Raw genomic sequence first — 11,942 nt, 5'->3', positions numbered from 1 at the left:
CGGCCGTCGGCTAGGTCCTCTCGGCGTCCTGGGCCGCCTGCTCCACCAGCGGGATGATCCGCAGCGGAACCGGGTTCTCCATCACGATCGCGGTGGCGGCCCGGACAATGCCATCAAAACCGACAACCAGGTCGATGACCCGCTGGAGATCGGCGTTGGAGCGGGCGACCAGCCGGCACAGCATGTCCCCGCTGCCGGTGGTGGTGTGCAGTTCAAGGACCTCGGGCACGGTCGCCAAGTGCGCCCGGACGTCGGCCCCTTGGCCCTGCCGGATCTGAAGGGTGGCGAAGGCCGTGACGGGGTACCCGAGGGCCGCCGGATCCACCTGCGGTCCGAACCCGCGGATGACGCCATTCGACTGAAGCCGGTCCAGCCGCGCCTGCACCGTCCCGCGCGCCACCCCGAGCCGCCGGGACATCTCAAGGACCCCGATCCGCGGCTCTCGCGCCAGCAGCACGATGATCCGGCCGTCCAGTTGGTCGATCGCCACAGCCGCCTCCCTGGTGTGATGGTCATCCTGTACAGAAACCCGGGGAATCCGGGCCGTCGACTGAACACATTGCCCAGCAAAAAAAGAAACTATTGCGCACCTTGCCGTATGGGGATGAGGCTGCCGCTATGACGCAGACCACACACCACACTCCCGACACCGCCCGGCAGGCCGACCCCTTCCCGGTCAAGGGAATGGACGCGGTCGTCTTCGCCGTGGGCAACGCCAAGCAGGCGGCGCACTACTACTCCACCGCCTTCGGCATGAAGCTGGTCGCGTACTCCGGACCGGAGAACGGCAGCCGCGAGACGGCGAGCTACGTCCTGGAGAACGGCTCCGCCCGCTTCGTCCTCACCTCCGTCATCAAGCCCGCCACCACCTGGGGCCACTTCCTCGCCCGGCATGTGGCCGAGCACGGTGACGGGGTCGTCGACCTCGCCATCGAGGTCCCGGACGCCCGCCGCGCGTACGCCTACGCGATCGAGCACGGCGCGAAGAGCGTCGCCGAGCCGTACGAGCTGAAGGACGAGCACGGCACGGTCGTCCTCGCCGCGATCGCCACCTACGGCGAGACCCGCCACACCCTCGTCGACCGCTCCGGCTACGACGGCCCCTACCTCCCCGGCTTCGTCACCGCCGCCCCCATGGTCGAGCCGCCCGCCCAGCGCACCTTCCAGGCCATCGACCACTGCGTGGGCAACGTCGAGCTCGGCCGGATGAACGAGTGGGTCGGCTTCTACAACAAGGTCATGGGCTTCACGAACATGAAGGAGTTCGTGGGCGACGACATCGCCACCGAGTACAGCGCGCTGATGTCGAAAGTGGTCGCCGACGGCACGCTCAAGGTCAAGTTCCCGATCAACGAGCCCGCCATCGCCAAGAAGAAGTCCCAGATCGACGAGTACCTGGAGTTCTACGGCGGCGCGGGCGTCCAGCACATCGCGCTCAACACGAACGACATCGTGCAGACGGTCCGCACGATGCGCGCGGCGGGCGTGGAGTTCCTGAACACCCCGGACTCGTACTACGACACCCTCGGCGAGTGGGTCGGCGACACCCGTGTGCCGATCGACACGCTGCGCGAGCTGAAGATCCTCGCCGACCGTGACGAGGACGGCTATCTGCTGCAGATCTTCACCAAGCCGGTCCAGGACCGTCCGACCGTCTTCTTCGAGATCATCGAGCGGCACGGCTCGATGGGCTTCGGCAAGGGCAACTTCAAGGCCCTGTTCGAGGCGATCGAGCGGGAGCAGGAGAGGCGCGGCAACCTCTGAGTAGGCTGGCCGCATGGCCAGGATCAACGACGTGGGCGGCACGGAGGGCTTCGGCGCCGTCGACATCACCGACGACGCCGAGCCCTTCCACGCGGACTGGGAGGCCCGGGTCGTCGGGCTCCTCGGGGCCCTGCGCGCACAGGGGATCTTCAACACGAACGAGTTCCGGGACGCCATCGAGTCGATGCCGCCCAGGGAGTACCTGGCGGCGTCGTACTACGAGCGCTGGTTCGAGGCGATCTGCACCCTGCTGGAACGCAAGGGCGTGATCAAGCCGGGGGAGCTGGAGGAGCTCGATGGCTGAGGCCGACCGTTTCCCGCCGGGCACGGCCGTCCGCACCTTCCACCACGACCCGCCGCACCACACCCGCCTGCCGCGGTACGCACGCGGCAAGCGGGGCGTCGTGGTCGAACCCGAGGGGCGGGCGGAACTCGCCGACGTCAGCGCGCAGGGGCGGGGGGCCGCGCCGGTCGAGCAGGTCTACGCCGTCCGGTTCGCGGCCCGTGACCTGTGGGGCGAGGGTGACCACCACGTCGTACTGGACCTGTGGGAAAGCTACTTGGAAGCGGACGAAGAAGGTGCGGCCCGATGAGCGGTGACCACTCCGACGCGACGATCGCGCGGCGGGTACGGCGCCTGGAGACCCTGCTGGAGGAGAAGGGGGTCCTCTCGGGCGCCCGGCTGGACGAGATCATCGACGCGTCCCTCTCAGGGGCCTCGCCCGCGAACGGCGCGCGGGTCGTCGCCCGCGCCTGGACCGACGCCGACTTCAGGGCGCGGCTGCTGGCGGACGGCACCGCGGCGGTCCGCGAACTCGGCTTCATGGAGGGCTCGTACCAGCGTCTGCGGGTCGTCGAGAACACGGACACGACCCACAACGTCATCGTCTGCACCCTCTGCTCCTGCTACCCGCTGCGCCTGCTCGGCCCGTCCCCGAGCTGGTACAAGTCCGAGGCCTACCGCTCCCGCGTGGTTCGCGAACCCCGGGCCGTGCTCGCCGAGTTCGGCCTGGAACTGCCCGCCGGGACGGAGATCACGGTGTGGGACTCCAGCGCGGAGACGCGCTACATGGTCCTCCCGCGCCGCCCGGAGAACACGGACGGCTTGGGGGAGGAGCAACTCGCGGCCCTCGTCACGCGCAACGCACTGATCGGTACCGCAGCTGTCTGACGGGCCGGTGGTTCCGGACGTCCAAGTCGCCCCGGCGAAGTCGGCTGCGCTTTTAGGGGGCGCGGGGAACTGCGCGACCAGCCACGACGGGCCCGCGGACGATCGACGGCCCATTCGCCGCCCGTCCCGCGGAGCGCTCAGCGCCTAGTCCTCCTCGGCGCTCGGGCTCCCCGTCGGCACTGGCTCGTCCGGCGGGTCGCCCAGTGCCGCCAGCGCCTGCTTCGCGAGAGGCACCCGTAGCGGTGAGAAGTACGGGTTGATCCGCAACGCCTCCTGCAGATGCCGCCGCGCGGGCCAGGCCAGCTCCAGCTCCCGCTCGATCATGCCCCGGTGGTACGCGTACAGCGCACTGCGCACGGCGCCCCCGTGCGCAGTGTCCGTCGCCGCCATGGCGAACTTCAGCGCCCCCTTGTCGTCCCCGGCCATGTGCAGCGCCCACCCCAGGGCATCCGCCACCTCGGTCCCGGGCTGCCGCCGCCACTCGGCGCGCAGCATCCGCACGGCCGCCCGCGCATCCCCGTGGTCCGCCTCGAACACACCGCGCACCAGGTCGTCGTCCACACCGCCCGCCACCTCGTCCTGCACCCGCGCGCCCAGCACGTCGTACTCCGCGCGGGCGGCATCCGCCATGCCCAGCGACTCGTACAACTCGCCCAGTTCCAGGGCGTACTGGGGACACGGCTGCTTGTCGAGCGCCACCCGGTACGCGTTCAGCGCCTCCGTCGTGCGGCCCAGTGCCGCCAGCGTCCTGCCCTGCCCGGCCTGCGCGGCCCGCTGGTCGGGGTCGAGCCGTACCGCCGCCTGGAAGTGCCTGAGCGCCTCCTCCAGGTCCCCGCGCTCGAAGGCAAGCTGCCCGGACCGCTCCAGCCAGGCCGCCTGCTCGGCCGGTGTGCCCGCTGCCGCCGCCGCGTCCGAGAGGGCGGCCGCGGCGTCCTCCCGCCAGCCCCGGTCGCGGTAGAGGGCCGCGGCCCGCGCCCGCACGGCGGCCGCCCCCGGGTGCAGTTCCAGCAGCCGGTCGAGCGTTTTCTTGGCCGCCTTGTAGTCGCCGAGCCCGGTGTAGGCGTCGATCAGCAGCGGATACGTCGTCCACCGCTTCGGCGCGAGCTTCAGCGCAGCCACGCCCCAGGTCCGCGCCGACCGGAAGTCCCGGCGGGCGTCCGCCAGCCCCGCCATGCCGGCCGTCGCCGCCGCGTTCCCCTTCTCCCGGACCTTCAGCGAAGTCCGCAGCGCCCTCTCGGCCCGCGGGTAGTTCGACGCATCCGCCGTGCGCCGCCCCTGCTCCACGTAGGCCGTCCCCAGCACCGCCCACGACTGCGCGTCCTCGGGGTGCGCCCGCACCCGGGCCTCGCGCCCCGCGATCAGCATCGCCAGGTCCGGCAGCGCGGCCGGCACCCCGGAGGTCACCGCCGTCAGCGCCTGCGCGCCCGGCGCCGCCACGGGCGCCACCGGCCGGGGCGCGGCCGCCCGCTCCCAGGGCCACAGCGCCAGCGCCCCGCCGAGCACGGCACACCCCGCCACGGCGGCGATCAGCACTCTCGGGACCGGACGCGAGCGGCGGCCCTCCGCTTGCTTCTCCATGGCGATCACTGTGCGTCATGACCGTCAATACGACGAGCACATCCCGGCATACGTCCAGTGCCGTAGACGGGGTTCACACCGATGGCCCCGGGTGCGACGCTGTGATCATGAGCCGTATCGAAGCGCGTCGCGATGAAGACACAGCAGCGACCGGCAACCTCGTCGACCGTCTGCTGGGCGGTCTGCCCGCCGAGGCCGTCCTGACCGACCCGGACGTCACGGCCTCCTACGCCAACGACATGGCCAGCTTCTGCCCGGCCGGCACCCCCGCGGTGGTCGTGCTGCCCCGCACGGTCGAAGAGGTCCAGCACGTCATGCGCATCGCCACCGAACTGCGCGTCCCGGTCGTCCCGCAGGGCGCCCGCACGGGCCTGTCGGGCGGCGCCAACGCCTCCGACGGCTGCATCGTGCTGTCCCTGACCAAGATGGACCGCATCCTGGAGATCAATCCCGTCGACCGCATCGCCGTGGTCGAACCGGGCGTCATCAACGCGACCCTCTCCCGCGCGGTCGGCGAGCACGGCCTGTACTACCCGCCGGACCCGTCCAGCTGGGAGATGTGCACGATCGGCGGCAACATCGGCACGGCCTCGGGCGGTCTGTGCTGTGTGAAGTACGGGGTCACGGCCGAGTACGTGCTCGGTCTGGAGGTGGTGCTGGCCGACGGGCGGCTCATGTCCACCGGCCGCCGTACGGCCAAGGGCGTCGCGGGTTACGACCTCACCCGGCTCTTCGTCGGCTCCGAGGGCTCGCTCGGCATCGTCGTCAAGGCGATCCTGGCCCTCAGGCCGCAGCCGCCGCAGCAGCTGGTGCTCGCCGCGGAGTTCGCGTCCGGCGCCGCCGCCTGCGACGCGGTGTGCAAGATCATGGAGGGCGGCCACGTTCCGTCGCTGCTCGAACTGATGGACCGTACGGTGGTCAAGGCGGTCAACGACCTCGCGCACATGGGCCTCCCGGAGACCACGGAGGCGCTGCTCCTCGCGGCCTTCGACACCCCGGATCCCGCCGCCGACCTCGCCGCCCTCGGCGCCCTGTGCGAGGCGGCGGGCGCCACCCAGGTCGTCCCGGCCGACGACTTCGCGGAGTCCGAACTGCTGCTCCAGGCGCGGCGGTTGTCGCTCACCGCGCTCGAAGCCGTCAGGGGTACGACGATGATCGACGACGTGTGCGTGCCCCGGTCCCGGCTCGGCGAGATGCTCGAAGGCACCGCGCGGATCGCCGAGAAGTACCAGCTCACCATCGGTGTCGTCGCGCACGCCGGCGACGGCAACACCCATCCGACGGTCTGCTTCGACGCCGCCGACCCCGACGAGTCCCGGCGCGCCCGCGAGTCCTTCGACGAGATCATGGCGCTCGGTCTGGAACTCGGCGGCACGATCACCGGCGAGCACGGCGTGGGCGTCCTGAAGAAGGAGTGGCTGGCGCGCGAGATCGGCCCGGTGGGGGTGGAGATGCAGCGGGCGGTCAAGCAGGTCTTCGACCCGCTGGGCATCCTGAACCCGGGCAAGCTGTTCTGATCCCGTCCAGACGGGATCGCCGGGGTCACTGGGCGAGCAGCTGGTCGAGCGCGTCGTCGATCCCGAGCTGTTCGCCCTCGGTCCCCGGGGGCACCACCCGCAGTGTCCGCTCCAGCCAGGCCGACACCTGGGCGGCCGGCGCCTCGAGCAGGGCGTCACCGTCGGGTGAACTCAGCGCCATCACAACGACGCTGCGGCCCTCCGACTTGGTCGGCCACACCCGCACGTCCCCGTGCCCACAGGCCCGGAACACGCCCTCCACCAGGAGGTCGCGGGAGAACGTCCAGTACACGGGGTTCTCGGAGTTGGTGTGGAAGGTGATGTGGACGGCGTACGGGTCGTCGGTGCGGTAGCCCAGCCGGGCCGGCACCGGAATGCTCCGCTCCGGCGACAGGATCAGTCTGAGCTCCAGTTCGCGCTCCACCACGGTGTAGTGCATGTCGTGCGGTTCCTCTCTCGGGCAGGTGTACGGGGCCCTGCGGGTGGGCCCGTACACGTGGAGAGAGGAGAGGGGCGCGAGCATTACGCGGGTTCGGAGAATTTTTTTCCGGACGTGTGAGGACGGTGCACGGCGTTGCCCGGAAAGGGGTGGGACTCGCGGGACTGTCGGTGGGGGTTGCGCCCGTCTGATAGATGTGGAGGCCCCCATATTCACCCCCGAGCAGATACGGGACGACGGACATGAGCGCCCCAACCCCGGCACCCGGTGACAACAGGCCCCGCGAAGGGTATTACCCGGACCCGTCCATTCCCGGATATGTCCGGTACTGGAACGGTGCGTCCTGGGTACCGGGCACCAGCCGTCCGGCCCCGACGGACGGCGAGTCGCTCGCCGCGCCGCCCGGCAGCGACCCGGCTCCGGTCGAGGAGACGGGACCGCACTTCTTCGACGAGGACCCCGTGCCGCAGTCCGCCCCGGCCCAGCACGGCGGCCGGCCCGAACCTGCGACCGCCTGGGGCGCCGACAGCTCCCAGCAGTCCGGCTTCGGCGGTGACCAGGACCGCCGGGTGTCCTGGGGCAACCCGCAGTCCGCGGACCCGCGCCTCGCCGACGCCGCCCCGGCCCAGCCGGACGGCCAGGCGTCCCGCACCGACGGCACGGCGACGATCCCGCCGGCGGACTCGGACGCGGACGACCCGGCCTCCGACGGCACCTTCGTCTTCCGCAGGCCGACGGCGCAGACCGGGGAGAAGGAGCCGCCGGCGGCCGGCCACGGCATCCCCAGCCCCGGTGGCCCCGCGGCCGACGAGGGCACCATGACGTTCCGTGCGCTGTCCCAGCGCACGGGCAGGCAGGGCGGGGCGCAGAGCGGCAGCACGGGGGCGCCCGGCTTCGGCGCCGGCAAGGCGGCCGCCGACCGCGCCGCAGCGGCGCAGGGCCAGCCCGCCCCTTCGGGCCCCCAGCAGGCCCCCACCCCGGTGATCCCCCCGCAGGGCGGCGCCGCCCGGCCCGCGGCGGCCGCCCAGCCCCCAGCCGCGCAGGCGCCCGCCCCCGTCGCGACCCCCATGACCAGCGGCCCCGGCGGCGGCCAGCACTCCTGGGCACAGCAGGTCCACCGGCTGGCGGGTGCCGACGAGGACCAGCCCGTGGCCCCCTGGAAGCCGCCGGTCGAGGACATCTTCCAGGCGGCCGCCAGACGCCAGGCGGCGGCCCGCCCCGCAGGCCTCGGCAAGCGGCTGGCCGCCCGGCTGCTGGACACCGTCGTCCTCGCGGGCGTCACGGCCGTGGCCGCCGTACCGCTCGGCACCAAGGCGGTCGACCACATCAACGAGAAGATCGACGAGGCCAGGCTCTCCGGCCAGACCGTCACCGTCTGGCTGCTGGACGGCACGACCTCGGTGTACCTGGGCATCATCCTGGCCGTCCTGCTCGGCTTCGGCGTCCTCTACGAGGTGCTGCCCACCGCCAAATGGGGCCGCACCCTCGGCAAGAAGCTGCTCGGCCTGGAGGTGCGGGACATCGAGGCGCATGAGCCGCCGACCTTCGGCGGGGCGCTGCGCCGCTGGCTCGTGTACAGCGTGCCCGGCCTGCTCGGCGTCGGAGTCGTGGGCGTCCTGTGGTGCCTGTTCGACCGTCCGTGGCACCAGTGCTGGCACGACAAGGCCGCGGGTACGTTCGTCGCGGGCTGACCGCGTACGACGTACGCACCAGGTGATTCGGTACTCCGGACGGCCGTTCGCCGGATGCGGAGCCGGGAGGTTCGCGGTCCACTCGGGCCATGAGCAGCGAACCGCCCCCCGGATCCGGCGGACCGCCGGAGGACGACCTCTTCAGGAAGCAGCCCCCTCCCGGCCAGGGATCGGGCTCGCCGTACGACGCCCCTGGTGGCGGCGGGCAGCCCCCGCCGTACGGCGGTGACCCCTACGGCGGCGGCCAGCACCCCACCGACCCCCTCGCCGGTATGCCCCCGCTCGCCGACAGCGGCAGGCGCACCCTCGCCCGGATCATCGACCTGATCCTCGTGGGCATCGTCGTCTGGCTGCTCACCTGGGCGTTCAACGTCCACGAGTACGACGTGAACGGCAACAACCTCTCCTACACCAAGTCCTTCGCGCAGTCGCTGATCGCAGCCGTGCTCTACATCGGCTACGACACGTATCTGATCAGCAGGTCGGGACAGACGCTCGGCAAGAAGTGGCTGGGCATGCGCGTGGCCAACCTCGACAACGGCTCCACACCCTCCGTGCAGACCACACTGATCCGCTCGGCGGTCCTGTGGATCCCGTTCGCGTTCTGCTGCGCCTGTATCTGGACCGCCATCTCGGGTGGCTGGAGCTACTTCGACCGCCCCTACAAACAGGGCCTGCACGACAAGGCCGCGAAGACGGTCGTGGTGAGCATCAGTTGAGTCCGCTCCCCAAAGGGGCGCGGGTTCAGGAAGCGGCGCGCTCCCGCACCGGCTCGGAGGCCGCCGCCGAGGCGACCGCAGCCGGCACGGGCGCCTCCTCCACAACCGCCGGAGGCTGCTGCACCGCAACGACCCTCGGCCTCGGCAGTGGAACCGTCATGGCGACCAGAAGCCCGAGGGCGAGTGCCGCGAAGGCGATGACCGCGATCCCCACGCCCGAACTCGTCTGCGACAGCAGCAGCATGGCGAGCGTCGAGAAGATCACGGTGCACGAACCGTAGACGAACTGGGCGGGCGTCGGACGAGGCATGGCAATCGTGTCCTCGGAAGTGGGGGTCCACGGGTGAGTCGGCCTGGGTTTCTGCCGATTTCCGGGCAGTCCGCCATCCGACTCTAATCGCGTGCATGCCCGAGCGGAACGAACGGTAAGCGTGACCTAACCAACACGTCCGGTGCACAGGGGGCGCACGGAGTCATGGCGTCCATCAAGTGGACGTTCGAACGCGCCGGTCAGGGGTGTCCGTAAAGCGAACCCCAACTCCGCATAGTGCAATTGTTGTGTCCAAGTCAAGATCTGTTTTTTCTTACCGACCTCTAGTCAAATTGCGTCACTTGACTTGCCACCTTGACCAAGAGGAACTCAAGTGACTCCAAAACCCTGGACGTTCAGAGCAACCGCGATCGGCGTCGCGCTCGCGGCGGCCACCGCCACGTTCTCGACGTTCGCCGTGGCCCAGGCCGCCGACCCGGCCGCGACGGCCACCCGTGACCGCCATGACCCGGCGGCGGTCAAGAGCATGGAGCAGGACGACCTCGACGGTCCGCTCTCCAAGACCCAGGATGCCCGGCGCCAGGAGGCCCTGAACCAGGTCATATCCGGCCAGGCCCAGGTCACGGACCGGGGCGGTTCGCAGGTCGTCCAGTTGAAGGGCAAGAAGGGCGACCGCAAGTACGTGGAGCTGGGGCGGGAGAAGACCGACAAGATCTTCACGATCCTGGTCGAGTTCGGCGACAAGACAGACAGCACGTACGGCGGCACGGCGGGCCCCGCGCACAACCAGATAGCCCAGCCCGACCGCACGAAGGACAACTCGACGGCCTGGCAGGCGGACTACAACCAGAAGCACTTCCAGGACCTCTACTTCGGCACCGGCACCGCTTCCATGAAGTCCTTCTACGAGAAGCAGTCCTCGGGCCGCTACTCGGTGGACGGCGAGGTCGCCGACTGGGTCAAGGTCCCCTACAACGAGGCCCGCTACGGCAACAACGCCTGCGGGTCCACCAACTGCCCGAGCGTGTGGAACGTCGTCAGCGACGGCGTGAACGCGTGGGTCGCCCAGCAGAAGGCGGCCGGCAAGTCCGACGCCGACATCAAGACGGACCTGGCGAAGTTCGACCAGTGGGACCGCTACGACTACGACGGCGACGGCAACTTCAACGAGCCCGACGGCTACATAGACCACTTCCAGATCGTGCACGCCGGCGAGGACGAGTCCGCGGGCGGCGGCGTCCAGGGCAAGGACGCGATCTGGGCGCACCGCTGGTACGCCTTCGGCAGCGACGCGGGCAGCACAGGCCCCACGGGCAACAAGCTCGGCGGCGCGCAGATCGGCGACACCGGCGTCTGGGTCGGCGACTACACCATCCAGCCGGAGAACGGCGGACTCGGCGTCTTCGCCCATGAGTACGGCCACGACCTGGGCCTGCCGGACCACTACGACACCACCAACGCCGGTGAGAACTCGACCGGTTTCTGGACGCTGATGTCCAACGGGTCCTGGCTCGGCCGCGGCGAGGACGCCATCGGTGACCTGCCGGGCAACTTCAACGCCTGGGACAAGCTGCAGCTGGGCTGGCTCAACTACGACACGGCGAAGGCCGCGACGAAGTCGAAGCACAAGCTGGGTGTCGCCGAGTACAACACCAAGAACAAGCAGGCGCTGGTGGTCTCGCTGCCCGACAAGGCGGTCACCACCGACGTCGTCACCCCGGCGCAGGGCTCGTCCCAGTGGTGGAGCGGCAGCGGCAACGACCTCAAGAACACGCTGACCCGGTCGGTCGACCTCACCGGCAGGTCCAAGGCCACCCTCACCCTGGACGGCTACTACGACATCGAGGCGAACTACGACTACCTCTACACCGAGGTGTCGACCGACGACGGCGCCAACTGGACCCCGCTCGACGGCACGGTGGACGGCCAGGCCGTCCCGCGCGACGGCAGCGGCAAGCCGGCGCTGACGGGCACGGTCGACGGCTACAAGAAGCTGTCGTACTCGCTGGACGCCTACGCGGGCAAGAAGATCGGCCTGCGCTTCCGCTACCAGACCGACGGCGGTGTGGCGCAGAAGGGCTTCGCGGCCGACGAGATCACGGTGACCGCGGACGGCGCCACGCTGTTCGGCGACAACGCCGAGAGCGCGGACCCGGGTTGGACGGCCACCGGCTTCTCCCGCATCGGCGCGTCCTTCACCAAGGACTACAAGCAGTACTACATCGCGGAGAACCGCCAGTACGTGTCGTACGACAGGACCCTGAAGGTCGGCCCGTACAACTTCGGCTTCTCGGCCAGCCGTCCGGACTGGGTGGAGCACTACCCGTACCAGAACGGCCTGTTGATCTGGAAGTGGGACACCTCGCAGCAGGACAACAACACCAGCCAGCACCCCGGTGTCGGCCTGGTCCTGCCCGTCGACTCGCACCCGACGGCGCTGAAGTGGTCCGACGGCACGCTGATGCGCAGCCGTATCCAGTCCTACGACTCGCCGTTCAGCCTGTACCGCACGGACGGCATCACGCTGCACAACGCGGACGTCGTAACGAAGCTGCCGTCGTCGAAGGGCGTGCCGGTCTTCGACGATCACGCGAGCACGTACTACGACGAGGCGACCCCCTTCGCCGGTGTCAAGATCACTGACACCAACACCAAGATCAAGATCGTGAAGGAGGCCAAGGACGGCTCGACGATCAAGGTCGAGGTCGGTCCCGCGGTGAAGTAGTCGGTATTTCCGCAGGTCAGAGACGTATCGGCGGTGACCCTCTGGCGGGTCGCCGCCGATCGTGTTT

General features: G+C 70.2%; 12 protein-coding genes. 8 read left to right on the top strand and 4 right to left on the bottom strand.

Going from position 1 to position 11,942, the window contains the following annotated elements; all coding sequences use genetic code 11:
• Nucleotides 1-10 precede the first annotated feature (10 nt).
• On the bottom strand, nucleotides 11-490 hold the full coding sequence (locus ACFY1U_RS44510; protein ID WP_390699793.1) for an Lrp/AsnC family transcriptional regulator: 480 nt from the start codon (nucleotides 488-490) through the stop codon (nucleotides 11-13).
• 128 nt (nucleotides 491-618) lie between these two features.
• Between ACFY1U_RS44510 and hppD the strand changes: the two genes are divergently transcribed.
• The 4 genes from hppD to nthA are packed head-to-tail and all read left to right on the top strand — an operon-like array spanning nucleotide 619 to nucleotide 2,935.
• Nucleotides 619-1,764, top strand: coding sequence for a 4-hydroxyphenylpyruvate dioxygenase (gene hppD / locus ACFY1U_RS44505; protein ID WP_390699792.1), 1,146 nt, complete (start codon nucleotides 619-621; stop codon nucleotides 1,762-1,764).
• A 13-nt stretch (nucleotides 1,765-1,777) separates the two neighbouring features.
• Nucleotides 1,778-2,068: a hypothetical protein gene (locus tag ACFY1U_RS44500; RefSeq protein ID WP_390699791.1), complete on the top strand. Its 291-nt coding sequence runs from the start codon at nucleotides 1,778-1,780 to the stop codon at nucleotides 2,066-2,068.
• Nucleotides 2,061-2,357 carry an SH3-like domain-containing protein gene (locus ACFY1U_RS44495; protein WP_390699790.1) on the top strand — a complete coding sequence of 99 codons (297 nt, stop codon included), beginning with the start codon at nucleotides 2,061-2,063 and terminating at the stop codon, nucleotides 2,355-2,357. Before ACFY1U_RS44500 ends, ACFY1U_RS44495 begins: the two co-directional genes overlap by 8 nt.
• Nucleotides 2,354-2,935, top strand: coding sequence for a nitrile hydratase subunit alpha (nthA, locus tag ACFY1U_RS44490; protein ID WP_390699789.1), 582 nt, complete (start codon nucleotides 2,354-2,356; stop codon nucleotides 2,933-2,935). The genes ACFY1U_RS44495 and nthA overlap by 4 nt, the downstream gene beginning before the upstream one ends.
• 144 nt (nucleotides 2,936-3,079) lie before the next feature.
• Here the strand turns inward: nthA and ACFY1U_RS44485 are convergent, their stop codons facing one another.
• Complete coding sequence (locus ACFY1U_RS44485) at nucleotides 3,080-4,513, bottom strand: tetratricopeptide repeat protein (protein WP_390699788.1); 1,434 nt, start codon at nucleotides 4,511-4,513, stop codon at nucleotides 3,080-3,082.
• 101 nt (nucleotides 4,514-4,614) lie between these two features.
• Here ACFY1U_RS44485 and ACFY1U_RS44480 point away from each other — a divergent pair, with 101 nt between their 5' ends.
• Nucleotides 4,615-6,030, top strand: a complete 1,416-nt coding sequence (locus tag ACFY1U_RS44480; protein WP_390699787.1) for an FAD-binding oxidoreductase — start codon at nucleotides 4,615-4,617, stop codon at nucleotides 6,028-6,030.
• A gap of 25 nt (nucleotides 6,031-6,055) precedes the next feature.
• On the opposite strand, the gene ACFY1U_RS44475 is transcribed toward ACFY1U_RS44480, so the two are convergent.
• Nucleotides 6,056-6,469 carry an SsgA family sporulation/cell division regulator gene (locus ACFY1U_RS44475; protein WP_390699786.1) on the bottom strand — a complete coding sequence of 138 codons (414 nt, stop codon included), beginning with the start codon at nucleotides 6,467-6,469 and terminating at the stop codon, nucleotides 6,056-6,058.
• A gap of 242 nt (nucleotides 6,470-6,711) precedes the next feature.
• Here ACFY1U_RS44475 and ACFY1U_RS44470 point away from each other — a divergent pair, with 242 nt between their 5' ends.
• Both ACFY1U_RS44470 and ACFY1U_RS44465 read left to right on the top strand, forming a co-directional pair.
• A complete protein-coding gene (locus ACFY1U_RS44470) occupies nucleotides 6,712-8,160 on the top strand; it encodes an RDD family protein (RefSeq protein WP_390699785.1) in 1,449 nt (482 codons plus the stop codon).
• An 89-nt stretch (nucleotides 8,161-8,249) separates the two neighbouring features.
• Nucleotides 8,250-8,879 carry an RDD family protein gene (locus ACFY1U_RS44465; protein ID WP_390699784.1) on the top strand — a complete coding sequence of 210 codons (630 nt, stop codon included), beginning with the start codon at nucleotides 8,250-8,252 and terminating at the stop codon, nucleotides 8,877-8,879.
• A 25-nt stretch (nucleotides 8,880-8,904) separates the two neighbouring features.
• Here ACFY1U_RS44465 and ACFY1U_RS44460 read toward each other — a convergent pair whose 3' ends face one another.
• Nucleotides 8,905-9,189, bottom strand: coding sequence for a hypothetical protein (locus ACFY1U_RS44460; RefSeq protein WP_390699783.1), 285 nt, complete (start codon nucleotides 9,187-9,189; stop codon nucleotides 8,905-8,907).
• 334 nt (nucleotides 9,190-9,523) lie between these two features.
• Between ACFY1U_RS44460 and ACFY1U_RS44455 the strand changes: the two genes are divergently transcribed.
• A complete protein-coding gene (locus ACFY1U_RS44455) occupies nucleotides 9,524-11,875 on the top strand; it encodes an immune inhibitor A domain-containing protein (protein WP_390699782.1) in 2,352 nt (783 codons plus the stop codon).
• Nucleotides 11,876-11,942: the final 67 nt, after the last annotated feature.

This window comes from Streptomyces sp. NPDC001351 (assembly GCF_042896045.1).
Taxonomy (GTDB): Bacteria; Actinomycetota; Actinomycetes; order Streptomycetales; family Streptomycetaceae; genus Streptomyces.
The sequence above is the reverse complement of the archived record's forward strand: the minus strand, read 5'-3'. Positions and strand labels throughout refer to the sequence as shown.